The organism is Butyrivibrio sp. VCB2006, from assembly GCF_000420945.1.
Lineage (GTDB): Bacteria > Bacillota > Clostridia > Lachnospirales > Lachnospiraceae > Butyrivibrio.
Map to the genome: position 1 here is coordinate 1 of NZ_ATVX01000030.1, position 16920 is coordinate 16920.

Annotated in this window: 14 protein-coding genes and 6 tRNA genes; 1 reads left to right on the top strand and 19 read right to left on the bottom strand. The window is 42.5% G+C overall.

All coding sequences use genetic code 11. From position 1 onward, the window contains the following. Together G613_RS18230 and ftsH are read right to left on the bottom strand one after the other, a co-directional pair. On the bottom strand, window positions 1-290 hold a 290-nt coding region (locus G613_RS18230), incomplete at its 3' end, for a GIY-YIG nuclease family protein (RefSeq protein ID WP_035774862.1). Between the two features lie 60 nt (window positions 291-350). Continuing rightward, window positions 351-2630, bottom strand: coding sequence for an ATP-dependent zinc metalloprotease FtsH (gene ftsH, locus G613_RS0117125; protein WP_029233745.1), 2280 nt, complete (start codon window positions 2628-2630; stop codon window positions 351-353). Between the two features lie 305 nt (window positions 2631-2935). Between ftsH and G613_RS0117130 the strand changes: the two genes are divergently transcribed. After that, entirely contained in the window at window positions 2936-4546 is a 1611-nt protein-coding gene (locus G613_RS0117130) for a CTP synthase (protein WP_029233746.1), read from the top strand. 137 nt (window positions 4547-4683) lie between these two features. On the opposite strand, the gene pckA is transcribed toward G613_RS0117130, so the two are convergent. The 17 genes from pckA to G613_RS0117215 form a co-directional block, all read right to left on the bottom strand. Further along, complete coding sequence (gene pckA / locus G613_RS0117135; protein WP_029233747.1) at window positions 4684-6297, bottom strand: phosphoenolpyruvate carboxykinase (ATP); 1614 nt, start codon at window positions 6295-6297, stop codon at window positions 4684-4686. A 211-nt stretch (window positions 6298-6508) separates the two neighbouring features. Further along, entirely contained in the window at window positions 6509-7840 is a 1332-nt protein-coding gene (locus G613_RS0117140; protein ID WP_029233748.1) for a glycoside hydrolase family 27 protein, read from the bottom strand. Window positions 7841-7882: 42 nt separating this feature from the next. Continuing rightward, the gene (rsmI, locus tag G613_RS0117145; RefSeq protein WP_029233749.1) at window positions 7883-8731 is read right to left on the bottom strand and encodes a 16S rRNA (cytidine(1402)-2'-O)-methyltransferase; all 849 of its coding nucleotides are present in this window, start codon (window positions 8729-8731) and stop codon (window positions 7883-7885) included. A gap of 68 nt (window positions 8732-8799) precedes the next feature. Continuing rightward, window positions 8800-9444, bottom strand: a complete 645-nt coding sequence (locus G613_RS0117150; RefSeq protein ID WP_242826166.1) for a tRNA1(Val) (adenine(37)-N6)-methyltransferase — start codon at window positions 9442-9444, stop codon at window positions 8800-8802. An 82-nt stretch (window positions 9445-9526) separates the two neighbouring features. Further along, entirely contained in the window at window positions 9527-10462 is a 936-nt protein-coding gene (locus G613_RS0117155) for a PSP1 domain-containing protein (RefSeq protein ID WP_029233751.1), read from the bottom strand. Next, complete coding sequence (locus tag G613_RS0117160) at window positions 10459-11505, bottom strand: DNA polymerase III subunit (RefSeq protein ID WP_029233752.1); 1047 nt, start codon at window positions 11503-11505, stop codon at window positions 10459-10461. Before G613_RS0117160 ends, G613_RS0117155 begins: the two co-directional genes overlap by 4 nt. Before the next feature lie 22 nt (window positions 11506-11527). Continuing rightward, window positions 11528-11968, bottom strand: coding sequence for a YaaR family protein (locus G613_RS0117165; RefSeq protein WP_029233753.1), 441 nt, complete (start codon window positions 11966-11968; stop codon window positions 11528-11530). 38 nt (window positions 11969-12006) lie between these two features. Then, entirely contained in the window at window positions 12007-12597 is a 591-nt protein-coding gene (locus G613_RS0117170) for a guanylate kinase (protein WP_029233754.1), read from the bottom strand. Between the two features lie 91 nt (window positions 12598-12688). Beyond that, complete coding sequence (pyk, locus tag G613_RS0117175) at window positions 12689-14098, bottom strand: pyruvate kinase (RefSeq protein ID WP_029233755.1); 1410 nt, start codon at window positions 14096-14098, stop codon at window positions 12689-12691. Beyond that, entirely contained in the window at window positions 14080-15576 is a 1497-nt protein-coding gene (locus G613_RS0117180) for an aminotransferase class I/II-fold pyridoxal phosphate-dependent enzyme (protein ID WP_029233756.1), read from the bottom strand. Before G613_RS0117180 ends, pyk begins: the two co-directional genes overlap by 19 nt. Further along, window positions 15569-16165: an HD domain-containing protein gene (locus G613_RS18235; RefSeq protein ID WP_029233757.1), complete on the bottom strand. Its 597-nt coding sequence runs from the start codon at window positions 16163-16165 to the stop codon at window positions 15569-15571. Before G613_RS18235 ends, G613_RS0117180 begins: the two co-directional genes overlap by 8 nt. A 145-nt stretch (window positions 16166-16310) precedes the next feature. After that, window positions 16311-16383 (bottom strand) — tRNA-Phe (locus G613_RS0117190). Window positions 16384-16389: 6 nt separating this feature from the next. Then, window positions 16390-16463, bottom strand: a tRNA-Met gene (locus tag G613_RS0117195). A gap of 61 nt (window positions 16464-16524) precedes the next feature. Beyond that, window positions 16525-16606, bottom strand: a tRNA-Tyr gene (locus tag G613_RS0117200). A gap of 6 nt (window positions 16607-16612) precedes the next feature. Next, window positions 16613-16685 (bottom strand) — tRNA-Thr (locus G613_RS0117205). Between the two features lie 29 nt (window positions 16686-16714). Further along, window positions 16715-16787 (bottom strand) — tRNA-Val (locus tag G613_RS0117210). A 40-nt stretch (window positions 16788-16827) separates the two neighbouring features. Then, window positions 16828-16901 (bottom strand) — tRNA-Asp (locus G613_RS0117215). Window positions 16902-16920: the final 19 nt, after the last annotated feature.

The window sequence follows — 16920 nt, forward strand, 5'->3', positions numbered from 1 at the left end:
TTAAGAAGAGTGTTGTATCTAGGGGAGTTTTCTTTTATCAGGTTATTCTCCAGAACCAGGGCTTCCAGTTCTGAGTCTGTCACGATATATTCAAACCTGGCGATCTGTTTGACCATTTGATCTATCTGAGGTCCACGTCCAATGTTGGCACGAAAATAAGACCTGACACGATTGTGCAGGTTTATGGCTTTTCCCACATACATGATGGTATCATTCTCATCACGCATGATATAAACTCCCGGCTTGTTCGGAAGTTTTTTCAACTCTTCTTTTACGTCGAAATTACTCATCGTCTCTATGATATCACAAAAGCCCTGCTCACTGAGAGCAGGGCTCACTTCATTTATTACTTAGTTTTTCTGGTCAAAGTCGTTTGGTACATTTGAGAAACGTCCACGGTTCTCACTACCAACGCTTGACTGCTGATTCTCTGAATCCTCTGCGTTCTGCTGACTTCTATTCTCTACGCCTGCATCAGATACCTGAGCGTCAAAAATGCTCTGGAACTGACCTGGCTGGTACATAGAATCTGTAGCAGATGGCTGACTCTGCGGAGCTTCATTATTTGCTGCTTCAGGGCCCGGAGCACTTACTTCCTGCTCTGCTGCCTTATCTTCCTTGGTCTTAATCGGAACATTCTCACCAACAAGGGCTGACTCAGCTCTTGTCGCGTAGATACGACCACGCTTAGCAGCTTCCATCTCCTCCTGTGTCGGTTCAGGGATGTTTTCTACCTCACGGTATATCTTCATGAATTCCTTACCTGTGATTGTTTCCTTCTCAATAAGGAACTGAGCAATCTTATCCATTGCATCAAGGTGCTCTCTGATGATCTGCTTAGCCTTCTCATAGCACTCTGCAAGAAGTTTCTGAACTTCTGCATCTACAAGAGTTGCTGTCTCATCACTACAGTTAAGAACTCTGTTACCATCAAGGTATCTGTTCTGAACTGACTCAAGCTGCATGAGACCGAATCTGTCGCTCATACCAAACATTGTGATCATGCTGCGGGCCATTGATGTAGCCTTTTCGATATCATTCTCAGCACCTGTAGTAACAGTGTTGAAGATAACTTCCTCAGCTGCTCTACCACCGAGAGAAACAATGATATCATCGATGATCTCGTCCTTGGTCTGGAGATATTTCTCATCTTCAGGAACCTGCATTACATATCCAAGAGCTCCCATGGTTCTTGGTACAATAGTGATCTTCTGAACAGGCTCTGTATTCTTCTGAACAGCACTGATAAGTGCGTGGCCAACCTCGTGATAAGATACGATCTTACGCTCTTCCTTGCTGAGGATGCGGTCTTTCTTTTCCTTACCTACAAGTACCTGCTCAACAGCTTCCATAAGATCCTGCTGGCAAACGTACTCACGATGAGCCTTAACAGCATTGATAGCTGCCTCGTTGATCATGTTAGCAAGGTCTGAACCAACTGCTCCGCTGGTTGCAAGAGCAATACCCTTAAGATCAACGGTCTCATCCATCTTAACATCCTTGGAATGAACCTTGAGGATTTCCTCACGTCCCTTGAGATCCGGCTTGTCTACGATAATTCTTCTGTCGAAACGTCCCGGACGAAGGAGGGCCTTATCGAGGATCTCCGGTCTGTTTGTTGCTCCAAGAATAAGTACACCCTTGGAAGAATCAAATCCATCCATCTCGGAAAGGAGCTGGTTAAGTGTCTGCTCTCTCTCCTCGTTGCCGCCGCCATACTTGTTGTCACGGCTACGTCCGATGGCATCAATCTCGTCTATGAAAATAATACATGGTGCATTCTTACTTGCTTCACTAAAGAGGTCACGAACTCTGCTGGCACCGACACCAACATAAAGCTCGATAAAGTCTGAACCTGCCAATGAGTAAAACGGAACATGAGCTTCTCCGGCAACAGCCTTGGCAAGAAGTGTCTTACCTGTTCCGGGAGGTCCTACAAGAAGGGCTCCCTTAGGGAGCTTAGCTCCGATCTTGGCATACTTGGCTGGGTTGTGAAGGAAATCAACAACCTCAACCAAGGACTCTTTTGCCTCATCTTCACCAGCCACGTCCTTGAAGGTGACACCTGTCTCCTTCTGGACGTAAATCTTGGCATTGCTCTTACCTACACTAAGCGGGCCACCGCCCCTTCCCATTCTCCTGAATATCAGGGACAGGATAAGCCACATTAATAGGATCGGAGCTACGTAATATAAAAAGAATGAGAGGATAACGCCTGAATTATCCGGAACCTCGCTGCTGACTGTGACACCTGCCTCAATCATGCGCTGGGTCAGATCGCTATCATCCTCAGCTTTACCTGTGTAATAAGTCATTGTAGAAACGCTGCCCCAGGAAGTTACAAGTCCCGGTCTTCCGGTCTGAGCTTTGTCAGCGTCTTCTTTCAATGTAATGTTGATTCTGTCATCAGTAATTACGATGCTATCAACCTTTCCTGCATCCACAGCTTCTATAAACTGTGTGTAGGTCCACTCCTGATTTGTATTCTCAGAAAAGGCACGAAGGAAATATGTCATGCAGATCATGGTAACCAGTGCTGCAACAAGTAACAGTATTATATTCTGCCTTCTAGGTGAATTTGATCCATCACCCAGTGGATTATTATTTCTCTGATTTTGATTATTATCCATACCTTTTTTCCATTTCTTACATTATAATTAATAATGTTATGATAATTGAGCGCTTTAGTCAAACCTCTATTGCTTTCATAAGCGGTTCTAAACGCTTTTAATTGGAAACAACTTATTTCTTTTGCGATATTATATTGCATGCAATTCATTTTTTCAAGTTACAAATTAATAAAGATTTATAAATTATTTTCCAAAATCACCTAGATTTTCTTTTAGTTAGTATATATAATTAGACTTTGTTTTAAGGCTATTTTTCTATAAATTCACAAAAACATCTCGTCATAAATCAGGAGGAAATCATTCAAATGGCAGTAAAGTACATTTTCGTTACTGGCGGTGTTGTATCCGGTCTAGGAAAGGGTATAACAGCAGCATCTCTAGGAAGACTACTTAAGGCTCGTGGCTACAAGGTTACGATGCAGAAGTTCGACCCCTACATTAACATTGACCCCGGAACTATGAACCCTGTTCAGCACGGTGAAGTATTCGTGACTGAAGATGGTACTGAAACTGACCTCGACCTTGGTCACTACGAAAGATTTATTGACGAGAATCTAGATAAAAATTCAAATGTTACAACCGGTAAGATTTACTGGTCCGTTCTTCAGAAGGAGCGTCGCGGCGATTATGGCGGACGCACCGTACAGGTTATCCCTCACATTACAAATGAGATTAAGAGCAAGTTCTACAGGAACTTTACAGATGATGAGACACGTATCGCAATCATTGAGGTTGGTGGTACCGTGGGTGATATCGAGTCACAGCCGTTCCTTGAGTCCATTAGACAGTTCCAGCATGAAGTTGGTCATGAGAATGCAATGCTTATCCTCGTATCTCTCATTCCTTACCTTCGCTGCTCACAGGAGATCAAGACCAAGCCTACACAGTCCGCTGTTAAGACTATGCAGGGAATGGGACTTCAGCCTGACGTAATTGTTTGTCGTACAGAGATTGAACTTGATCAGGAGACCAAGGACAAGATAGCTCTTTTCTGTAACGTTCCAAGTAGTCACGTTCTCAACAACCTTGATCTTGAATATCTCTATGAAGCTCCTCTTGCTATGGAAAAAGAGCATTTGGCACAGGTAGCTTGTGAATGTCTCAACCTCGAATGTCCTGAGCCTGATCTTACAGACTGGAAGGCAATGGTAGATACTCTCTACTCACTCAAGCATGAGGTTAAGGTAGCTCTTGTTGGTAAGTACACTCAGCTTCACGATGCATATATTTCCGTTGTTGAAGCTCTCAAACACGGCGGTATTTCTAATCAGACTGCTGTATCAATTAAATGGGTAGATTCAGAAGAAGTTACTGATGATAATGCAGAAGAATTCTTCAAAGATGTTGATGGTATCATTGTTCCGGGTGGCTTTGGCGACAGAGGTATCGAGGGAATGATCTCCTCCATCAAATATGCTCGTGAAAACAACGTTCCATTCCTTGGCCTTTGCCTTGGTATGCAGCTTGCAATCATTGAATTTGCAAGGCATGTTATTGGCTACAACGATGCTCATTCAATTGAGTTTGATCCTAATACAACACATCCTATGATAGCTCTTTTGCCAGACCAGAATGGTGTTGAGGATATCGGCGGTACCCTTCGTCTTGGTTCATATCCTTGCGTACTTGATAAGGATTCCAAGGCATTTGAGCTCTTTGGTTCAGAGAATATCACAGAGCGTCATCGTCACAGATACGAGGTTAACAACGATTACAGAGCTGTACTTGTTTCCAACGGCATGAAGCTTTGCGGTCTTTCTCCTGACGGACGTATTGTTGAGATGATCGAGCTTCCAAGCAACACCTTCCACATGGCTACACAGGCTCATCCTGAGCTTAAGAGCCGTCCAAACAGACCACATCCTCTGTTTGCCGGATTCATCGGTGCATCTCTTGAACATGAAAAGAACAGATAATGGTTATTCACAGAGACTACCTTGTGTAGTCTCTTTTTTTGTGCATAATAAAGCCCCATGGCGTTCACCATGGGGCTTATTGTTGTAAGGAAACTAACTCTTCACTAAACTCGTCAGTACCTCGTCAAGTGCTCTACTCAAAGCTTTGGGCCAGCAGCTACAAGAGCCTTACCAGCGTCATTGCCCTCGTACTTCTTGAAGTTCTTTGTGAATCTCTCTGCAAGATCCTTAGCCTTTGCTTCCCACTCAGATGCATCAGCGTATGTATCTCTAGGATCAAGGATTGCAGGATCAACTCCTGGAAGTGATGTAGGAACTTCGAAATCGAAGATCGGGATCTTCTTGGTCTCAGCCTTGTTTACATCGCCATTAAGGATTGCATCGATGATACCACGAGTATCCTTAATAGAAATTCTCTTACCTGTTCCGTTCCAACCTGTGTTAACGAGGTAAGCCTTAGCTCCAGACTTCTGCATCTTCTTAACAAGCTCTTCACCGTACTTTGTAGGATGAAGCTCAAGGAATGCCTGTCCGAAGCAAGCTGAGAATGTAGGTGTAGGCTCTGTGATACCTCTCTCTGTTCCAGCAAGCTTAGCTGTGAAACCTGAAAGGAAGTAGTACTGAGTCTGCTCAGGTGTAAGGATTGATACTGGAGGAAGTACTCCGAACGCATCAGCTGAAAGGAAGATAACGTTCTTAGCATCTGGACCAGCAGAAATCTTGTTAACCTTCTGAACGATGTTCTCGATGTGCTGGATAGGATAAGATACACGAGTATTCTCTGTTACGCTCTTATCGTCAAAGTCGATCTTTCCGTTTGCATCAACAGTAACGTTCTCAAGAAGAGCGTCTCTCTTGATAGCGCCATAGATGTCTGGCTCAGCGTCCTTATCAAGACCGATAACCTTAGCATAGCAGCCGCCCTCGAAGTTGAATACTCCGTTGTCGTCCCAACCGTGCTCGTCATCACCGATAAGAAGTCTCTTAGGATCTGTTGAAAGAGTTGTCTTACCTGTTCCTGAAAGACCGAAGAAGATAGCTGTGTTCTTACCTTCCATATCTGTGTTAGCTGAGCAGTGCATTGATGCCATGCCCTTAAGAGGAAGGTAGTAGTTCATCATTGAGAACATACCCTTCTTCATCTCTCCGCCGTACCATGTATTGATGATAACCTGCTCACGGCTTGTGATATTGAATGCTACGCATGTCTCTGAGTTAAGACCGAGCTCCTGATAGTTCTCAACCTTAGCCTTTGATGCGTTATAAACTACGAAATCTGGCTTGAAGTTTGCAAGCTCTTCATCTGTAGGAACAATGAACATGTTCTTGATGAAGTGTGCCTGCCAAGCAACCTCAACGATGAAACGAACTGCCATACGAGAATCCTTGTTAGCACCGCAGAATGCGTCAACAACGAAAAGTCTCTTATTGCAAAGCTCATTCTTAGCAAGCTCTTTAACCTTAGCCCAAACTTCCTCGCTCATTGGGTGGTTATCGTTCTTGTACTCATCTGATGTCCACCATACAGTATCCTTTGAGTTAGAATCCATAACGATGTACTTATCTTTAGGAGAACGACCTGTGTAGATACCAGTCATAACGTTTACAGCGCCAAGCTCTGTATCAACGCCAACTTCGTATCCGGTAAGATCAGACTTCTTCTCCTCTTCATAAAGTAACTCATATGAAGGGTTATGAACTATCTCGGTAGTACCTGTGATGCCATACTGAGTTAAATCAATGTTTGCCATTTTTTGACCTCTCTTCTTTATATATTTGCAATTTGCATTAGCACATAATAATTGTTGGGCAACTTGCGCCCACTACTACATTTATACTACAAAGACAAGATTTTAACAATAATTTTGGAGCAAAATTGTATTAAATAACTGTAAAAAATCCTGCTACTTACTGTTATTAAGTAGCAGGATTATCTATTATCCATCAATTTAAATTGTCTGATTATTTAGCATCAATCTCAAAGCATACTACAGTATGTGGCTTTAATGTAATTACCTTCTTATCCTTAACTGTATATCTGGTATTCTCCCAAATCTCTACTGCCTGATATTCTGCTTCCTTATCCAGATCAAGATCTTTAAACTTAAGCTTTGCAGAATTCTCTTTTTCTCCTATATTAAACACCGCCACATAGACTTTTCCGTCCTTGGAAGCGCTCTTCCAGATGACCATGTCATCCTTTCTGGAAATTTCTTTGGCTTTTCTTCCGTGTTTATGCATATTAAGGAGTTTTTTATTCGTTAAAAGAGATAGCGTAAACTCGTCGTTATCTCTCATTTCAGCACCAATCATAAGAGGAGAACGGAATATGCACCATAAGGTCATCATTATTTTCTGCTCATCCTCGGTGAAGTGGGTATAATGTCCCATCTGAGCAGGCTCTTTTCCGTCAGAATCCTTACTCTCATCTGTGCATACACAAAGATGTCCGATAGGAAGCATGTCACAGTCTGGCCAGTGGTCTTTGCATCCAATGCCTTCCCATGCCTTGCATCTTTCGAACATACCGTAGAGAAGATCCCACTTATCCCAGAAATCATCTGTCATACGCCACATGTTGGCGTTTTCCAATAAGAAGTCCTTCTGCTCAACTCTTGCCGGTCCCGGTGAAAGAGAAAGAACAATGTCCCTTCCGGAATTGGCAATTGCATTTTTTATCATAGCTATCTCAGAAAAAGCTGCACCGGGTGCCTCTGGGCCACAGTCTTCTCTTGCAATATCATCTACCTTAACGTAATCAATACCCCACTCAGCGTACAGCTTAAAGATTGAATTGTAATACTCCTGCGCGCCTTCGCAATTTGCATCTACGCCGTACATATCTGTATTCCAAAGACAGATAGATGCAGGATGTGCGATATCTCTAGCGGTGGCCTTTGTTCCAAGAATAGGAGTATTTCTGTGAACCGCCTGTCTTGGCACACCTCTCATAATATGGATACCAAACTTAAGGCCCATATCATGGATCTGATCAGCAATAGGCTTAAAGCCTTTTCCGTCCTTGGCTGATGGAAATCTATCAGTAGCAGGCATAAGTCTTGAATACTCATCCATCTCAAGATCTGTAAACTTGTGGTATGCATGAGAATCTGCCCCAGGCTCATACCACTGAATATCGCATACGACATATTCCCAGCCATAGTCCTTCAGGTTCTCGACCATATACTTGGCATTTCCAAAAAGCTGTTCTTCATTGACTGCTGCCCCATAGCAATCCCAACTGTTCCACCCCATAGGTGGGCGCTTTGCAACGTATACCTTCTCTTCGCTCATAACTCCTCCATTGTCTGTACTATTCTCGTCCTATGTTACTTATCATTTTTCAAGTAGTGCCTGATAAATCTCTCTTTTACCGACACCCCTGTCAGCTGCCACCTTCTTCATAGCATCCTTGTGAGATACACCCTGTTCCTCATAAAACGCCATGTGTTCTTCGATACTCATCTCATTCCAGGACTGACGCTTCTCCTCATCCTGCTCCTGAAGGCTCTTGCCTTCAATAACCATTACATACTCACCGCGAGGCTCATTTTCTTTATAATATGCAATTGCTGCCTCGATTGTCGTATGATTAACCTCTTCAAATTTCTTGGTAAGTTCGCGGCAAATGGATATTCTTCTGTTACCGAGAGTCTCATACAGATCATCAAGTGCTGCCTTAAGATGATGAGGCGCTTCGTACACGATCATGGTTCTGCTCTCATCCTTCAGGTCTTCCAGGATTCTTTTCCTGGCCTTCTTATCATCCTGAGATGGTAAAAAACCTTCAAAACAAAATCTTCTGGTGCTAAGTCCGGACAGTGTCAGTGCTGTAATGCAGGCTGCAGGCCCCGGCAAAGATGTAACCGTTATCCCGGCCTTATGGCACTCTGCCACCAGCACCTCTCCCGGATCTGATATTGCAGGCGTACCCGCATCGGTAATGAGGGCCACATTCAGCCCTTCCTGCATCTTTCCAATGAGATACTGAGCCTTATCATATTTATTGTACTCATGATAACTGGTCATCTCAGTATGTATATCAAAATGATTTAAAAGCTTTATGCTATTTCTTGTGTCCTCAGCCGCAATCAGATCAACTTCCTTCAAAGTCTCAAGAACTCTGAAGGTCATATCATCAAGATTGCCTATCGGTGTGGCACACAGATACAGTTTTCCTGCCATATTATTTCTCCATCAAATGAACCTTATTCTGCACTAGGCTCAATAGTTCTTTGTCAGTTCTCTGCACCTCAGTACCCATAGATATCATAAATATCCTTAGTGTACTTACCCTGACTCTCGTAAATGATCAGTGGTTTTTCCACAGAGATCCTGGATTTTCCTCCTCTTGCGCCCTCTATCAGCACCATACTTGGCTCTTTGTCAGCAAAAGGATAAACCAACTGCATTCTCTTAGGCTCCACCTTGTACTGATGCATCAGCACCATGATCTCTGTAAGTCTAAAAGGCCTGTGCACCATGTAAAACTTACCACCACTCTTAAGAAGACGTGCCGCTGCTTTCACCACATCCTCTAGATCGCACAAAACCTCATGCCTTGCAATAGCCTTTGGCCCATCCGGATTCTGAAGCCCATGACCACCTATCATATACGGCGGATTGCTGGTTACAACATCAAAAGAAGCAGCATCAAATAATTGATCTGCCTCCTTAATGTCTCCTTGTACAATTTTCACCCTGGCCTCAAGGTCATTAAGAAGAACGCTTCTATTTGCCATTTCAGCGGATTCCTCCTGGATCTCAAGCCCAATCAGTTCGTCCGCCTTGGTTTTCGCAGCCATGAGAATCGGTATTATTCCGGTTCCTGTTCCCAGGTCCAGAACTCTTCCTCCCTCCGGTGCATTTGCAAACCCAGACAAAAGAACTGCATCCATCCCAAAACAGAACTTCTCGGGATCCTGTATGATCCTGTAGCCGTTTCTCTGCAGGTCATCCAGCCTCTCACCAGGTTTTAACTCAATTGTCCCCAAGTTTAGACTTTCCTTCCTGTTTCTCTTTCTTCTCAAGAGCCTCGAGTTCCTTCATCTCCTCGTCCTCCTGAGAATTCTTTTTACCATTATTATTCCTTTTCTTCTGCTTCTTTCTGATAGACTCAAGTTCCTCAAGCTTGTACTCGTGAACCTCTTTCTCATCGTCCACATCAACAAGGATCTTGACTGTCTGTCTCAGAATATTAACACTTGAAACTTCACCTTCAAGACCATCCTTAGCCTTGCAGAAATCGCCGACTCCAGGCATCTTTCTGTTGAGTTCTTCATAAACATCTTCCTCATTCTTGAGGCAGCACATAAGTCTTCCGCAAACACCGGAAATCTTGGTAGGATTAAGTGACAGGCTCTGCTCCTTGGCCATTTTGATAGATACAGGCACAAAGTCTGATAAATATGAATGGCAGCAAAGTGGTCTTCCGCAAATACCGTATCCGCCAATAATCTTGGTTTCATCTCTGACACCAATCTGACGAAGTTCAATTCTGGTCTTGAATACTGCAGCCAGATCTTTAACCAGTTCTCTGAAATCTATTCTTCCATCTGCTGTAAAGTAGAAAAGAATCTTATTATTATCGAAGGTATACTCTGCATCAATCAGCTTCATATCAAGGTTATGCTTTTTGATTTTCTCAAGACAAACCTTGAAAGCCTCTTTTTCTTTTTCCCTGTTAGTCTTCTCCTGTTCGTCGTCCTTGGTGCTTGCTGTTCTAAGCACTGCCTTAAGTGGCTTAATCACCTGGTCATCTTCTACTTCCTTGGGTGCTGCCACAACAGTTCCGTACTCAACTCCTCTTGCAGTCTCCACTATTACGTGGTCACCCTTTTTGATCTCGTATTTACCAGGTGAAAAGAAATATATCTTTCCGGCAGTTCTAAACCTTACGCCGATAACTTTTGTCATAAATTCGCCTTAATGCCAAGGAGCATGAGCTCCAAAGCTAAATCTATATTAACATTGGAATTAATACGGTTCTTGGCCGTTTCCATATCTTTAATGATACGATTAATTCCATCGTATGTACACCTGCGTGTAACATCTCTAATATACGATACCTTATCCGAGAAAATCAAGTGATTATCTTCATCTGTGGCCTTATAGACCAGCATGTCTCTGAAAAGGAACAGAAGTACATCCATGAAGTCCTCAAGAGAGTGGACATCTATGCCTTTTTTGCTGTTCTTATCGTCTTCTTCTACAGGTGCCAAAAGCTCATGGACTCTGTCCATCATGTCATGGATTTCCAGCCCCTTCAATTTAGATACCAGCTCGATTGTTCCATTCTTAAGTTCATCAAAGCGTGTATTGGAGGCCAGCTCCAGCGCCTTACCTACATTTCCTCTGGCAAAAGAAGCACACAGCATCGCCTTATAATCAACCACATGACACTCTTCCATTAGGTATTTCCTGATGGAATCATCCTGAACCGGCTTCATCGGCAGAACAATGCATCTACTAAGGATAGTCGGTAAAAAGGCATTTATGTTGTTGGTAAGAATAATTATCACTATGTATGCCGGTGGCTCTTCCAGAGTCTTCAACAGAGCATTCTGGGCAGCCGCCGTCATTTTTTCTCCTTCAGGAATAATGTAAATCTTGTAGTCGCTCTCGTATGGTCTGATGACTACATCGTCCCGAAGCTTCTCTCTTATATCATCTACACCGATACTATTCGGCTTCTCATGGGTAATAGTAATGATATCAGGATGATTATCACTTAAAGCCTGTACGCATGAATGACATTCGTTACAGGCTTCAATATAATCTTTCCTATTCTCTTTATGTTCGCACTGCAGAGCCTTGGCAAAAATCTTGGCTATGTACTCTTTTCCCGAGCCATTCTCTCCTGAAATAATGTATGCATGGGAAACCTTGCCAGTACTAAGAGCATGCTGCATGTGCTCTTTCATCTGATTCTGATCTATGATGTCGGCAAAATCTGCCATATGATGTCCCCTTATCCCCAACTTACGTAAATATATCCAAAAGAAGCCCCTGAATCTGTCCTATCTTGGCTAGGATTGCAATATTGTCCTTCTCATCCTTGACCAGTTCTCTTGCCAATTCATCGAGCTCATCATCAACCTGCCTGATTATTCCGTAAACTCTATGTCTTCCTTTTCTATCAAGGAAATTCTCTCTGGAAAAGACATGTGACCTGGTCACCACTTCATTCATGAAATCCTTGATAAGAATGCGGTATCTCTGCATATCCTTGATATCATTCTTCTTGGATATTCTTTCACCCTGCTGAATGATATCCTGCATCATAAGATTCAATCTCTCTGCAAGAGATGAATCTTCCAGCTTACTTGTGAGCACAAACTTAAAGTCCCCTGAGGCTTCCTGAACCTGCTCAGGAGCCGGGGCCTGCTGTGGCTGCGTGATATTACTAATTTTAATATCCATGCTGTGCCCTCCAAAAAGATACTCAAGCTTCCCTTTAATTATATATTGTCTTTGATAAATATGCGAATTTCACTGATGCACTCTTTTACATCACCATTATTACTAAATCTTCTGTCCACTCCGGCATCCGCAATCTTGGCCTCGCTGAAGTCCTCTTCATCCGCAAGGAATCTCCTGCACATTTCATCATACTTGGGATTCTCCTGCTTATCTTCTCTGTCCAAAGCTCTGTGGAGTCTTATGCTGGTATCAACATTTATTAGTACCGGCTCAACCTTCTCTTTTCCAAAATAATCCCTGAAGGAGCAATAGGACTCAAGTGTACCTATGACAAGATAGTCTCCCTTAGAAAGATCAATCTGTCCATCATCTGCAGTAAAGTATCTCCACTCCCCATACTTGGTGTGGTAGGTTCTCTCTTCAATAATCTTTCTATCTGCTTTTAACTGCTGATACTCTTCCTCATTTTTGAAAAAATACTCTGCGCCGTCCTTCTCTCCATGTCGCATTGGACGAGTTGTATATGGCACAACCTTGTTTAAACCGAGCTCCTGATCCTGGATAAGAACCTTATAAATAGTGTCCTTACCGGAGGTGCTCTTTCCCATCAAAAGAAAAATTTTCCCCATTTTTACTACCGTTCTCTATTTATTCTATATAAGAATTAAGCACAATATTGAATAATATTGTGCACTAATTCCTGTCTGTAATGCTATTCTATCACAGTTCCTCAACACGGATCATGTTGGTTCTACCTGGAATTCCAAGTGGAACACCGGCTGTCAGAACAACCTTGTCTCCTGCCTTGAGATAACCTGCATTCTTGGCAGCATTTATAGCTTCCTTGAAAAGCTCATCTGCTGTGTCTTCCTGTCTGATATGAAGTGGAGCTACTCCCCACATAAGGTTAGCCTGTCTGCATACGGTTGGATTAATTGTGCAGGCAATGATCTGGCAATTTGGCTTATATCTTGAAACCATGCTTGCTGTAAATCCTGACATTGTTACTGTAAGGATTGCATCTGCATTAACCTCAGCAGCGATATTACAGGTTGCATGTGAAATAGCTGTTGTTGAATCTCCCGGTGCATAATCTCTTTTACGGAGTCTTCCAACATAGTCAATATCAGCCTCAGTTCTCTCAGCGATTCTAGCCATTGTCTTGACTGCCTCTACAGGATAGTCACCATTTGCTGTCTCTCCTGAAAGCATGATTGCTGTTGTTCCGTCATAAATAGCATTAGCTACGTCTGTAACCTCAGCTCTTGTTGGACGTGGATGATGAATCATAGAATCAAGCATCTGTGTAGCTGTGATAACATATTTACCTTCTGCCTCAGCAAGCTTGATCATTTCCTTCTGAATAACAGGTACATCTTCAAAAGGAACCTCTACTCCCATATCTCCTCTGGCAACCATGATTCCGTCTGCCTCCTGGAGAATTGACTCAAGATTATTGATACCCTGTGTGCTCTCAATCTTAGCAATAATCTTCATATGACTATTCTTTTCTTTGAGAATCTCTCTAATAGAAAGAACATCTTCCTTGGTTCTTACAAAAGAAGCTGCTACAAAATCAAAGCCCTGCTCGCAACCAAAGATAATGTCGCTCTTATCCTGCTCACTAAGATATGGCATTGTAAGCTCGGCTCCGGGAACATTAACTCCCTTCTTGTCTGAGATAGGTCCGCCATTTATTACTGTACAGATAATGTCTGTATCGTTAACTTCGTCAACTCTAAGCTCGATAAGACCATCATCAAGAAGAATAGTCATTCCTTCCTTACAGTCATTTGTTAGTTCTTTATATGTGATGGCAACCTCGTCCTTGGTACCCTTGATATCTCTTGAAGTAAGAGTAAATCTCTGGCCTGTTACAAGTTCTTCTTTTCCGTTTTCAAAGTCCTTAAGTCTTATCTCAGGGCCCTTTGTATCAAGCATAACAGCAACAGGAAGCTCCAGTTCATCTCTAAGCTTCTTAATTCTGTCATATTTTCTCTTATGCTCCTCATGAGAACCATGTGAGAAATTGAAACGTGCTACATTCATGCCTGCGAGCATGATCTCACGAAGCTTCTCTTCACTCTCACTTGCCGGTCCAATGGTACAAATTATTTTTGTCTTACGCATATAAATCCCTTTCTATCTACTAATCCCTGGACATTCATTCCTTCATCCAGGTAATGCACTATTTCATCTATAATCTCTTTGGAAAAAACTTCTCCGGGTGCAATAAGCGGTATTCCCGGCGGATAAAGATTAACAAACTCCGCAGATATTCTGCCCTCTGCGTCATTAAATGCTACATTTTCCGTTTCTGCATCCCATGCAATGCCAATGCTCATAGCTACCTCTGGCAGCCTGCATTCAAGGTCATAGGTAGAATCATCCTTAGCCTTGTAACACTCCTCAGTATTAGAATGCTTATTGTCACATGATTTATGAGCGGAACCATCTTTCTGCCTATCATCCGCAGCAAGTCTGGCATCTATCTCTAAGACTGCACTAATGAGCCTATCTATTCCCTCATTAGTATCCCATCCGGAAATAATAGCGAGAGCGTATTTATCCCCTGCCATTTCCAATTGCAGATTATATTCCTCACGAAGTATATCATATAACGCCTGTCCTGTCATTGTGCCATTCCTTACATAAATCAGGACTTTTGCGGCATCATCTATTGCACTTTTTCCCGGAATCTCCAAACATCTGCATTTCGCTGTGGCAATCTGTATCTTATTTCTGTATTTTAGCAAATTGTCTACAAATTCCCGGCCGTTTTCCTGTATCTCTTTTATACACAGATCAATAGAAGACATAAGTATATAAGAAGGACTGCTACTTTGATAAATTCGAAGAAACCTCTTTAATCTGTCTCTATCAATAAGATTTCCCTGAACATGTAAAAGAGCTGTCTGCGTCATAGATGGTAATGTCTTATGAACGCTATGAATAACCAGATCTGCACCAAGCTTAACTGCGCTATAAGGAATACTCTGATATTCTGCACCAGCGAAATCCTCATCGCCTTTAAATCCAAAATGCGCACCATGAGCAGCATCCACAATCAGCGGAATATTTTTCTCGTGACATGCATCAGCTATTGCTTTAATATCAGAACATTTTCCTTCATAGGTTGGAGATGTTATGAATACGCACTTAACATCCTCCGTTATACTTCCTATTATATCTTCTTTTGTATAGCTCTCCGGTATTCCATACCGTGAATCAATCTTATAAGGAAGATATTTGATATTTAAATGCCTAAGATAAGCCGCGTTATAAAAAGATTTATGACTTCCTCTTGCTGCAAGTATAGTCTCGCCTTCCTTAAGCGCAGCTGAAACTGCAGAAAGCACACCGCTTGTACTACCGTTTACAAGAAAATACGTCTTATCACTACCATATAGCTTATTTGCTCGTTCCTGAGCTTCCAAGATTATTCCGGATTCATCATGAAGATTATCAAATCCATCTATTTCAGTTATATCACAACGAAAAGCACCCTTCATCGGGGTGCTCTCTAAATTACGCTTATGACCTGGCATATGAAATGGATACATATTTGAATCCGCCAGTTTGCTAAGTTCCTGGTAAATATCAGGCATAATTAATTCGAATTTTTCCCTTTCTGAGCTTGAGTGTCTCAAGTGTTGATGAGTATTTGTCTGCGAGACACACTATCCAAGCCTCTCTGCACATAGGTGGCTTTACAGTAAGAGGCCACATATGTTTATGAATAATATCCTTCTCTCTTTCTGAAAGTACATAATCTCTCGTAGCATTCCTAAGAGCAATTCCCGGATGATAGAATCCATGTAACTTAGGATGAATATTTCCCGGAGCATCAGCAACATGCCAATCGTACAGAAAATAATCATGCAAAAGAGCACCTCTTACAAGTTCTCTCTCCCTGCATTTAACACCCAGAACTCTTCCAAGTTTGATCGCGCACAAAGCCACATGTAAGCAATGCTCATATACTGTAACATTTCCGTGCTGAATGAACTCCTTAAGCTGTAAATACTTCTCTGAAAAAATAATATCCCCACCATACCTTAACAATATGGCCTTGTATTCCTCATTAGCTTCCAGTTCATCCAAAACCTTGGGATCAAATGTTTCCGGATCATAACCTTTTATATCTAAGACCTTTATAATGGCCTTTCTATCTTCTTTTGTAAGTCTGTGATGCATACTTACACCCTCATAATTCTTTCCTTTGATTGTTTTATATTACCATTAATATCGGATAAGTAAATTAAAAACCTAAAAAAAGACAATGAATATTTAATTTCTTATTAAAAGGGGGAATTAACAGGAATTTTGAGTAAAAAAAAGATGCCTAGAGTCGGAATCGAACCAACGACACGAGGATTTTCAGTCCTCTGCTCTACCAACTGAGCTATCTAGGCATATAGTAGCGGGGACAGGATTTGAACCTATGACCTTCGGGTTATGAGCCCGACGAGCTTCCAGACTGCTCCACCCCGCGTCATTATAAATCCGTACCTCGTACGAATTATATGATTTTTTGTCTAAGACAAAAAAATAAATGGATGGCGGTGGATTCGAACCACCGAAGCAATTTGCAGCAGATTTACAGTCTGTCCCCTTTGGCCACTCGGGAAGCCATCCATATAGAGCCGATGAGCGGACTCGAACCGTTAACCTGCTGATTACAAATCAGCTGCTCTGCCAATTGAGCCACATCGGCTTACACACGAATTGTGTTTTGTTGTAAAGTGGGGCCTACAGGGCTCGAACCTGTGACCCTCTGCTTGTAAGGCAGATGCTCTCCCAGCTGAGCTAAGACCCCGTACAAACAAATATAGCCATAAAACAATATTTAGTTTGAGCGACCCGAAGGGGGTTCGAACCCCTGACCTCCGCCGTGACAGGGCGGCGCTCTAACCAGCTGAGCCACCGGGCCATTTTATTTATTCGTTTGT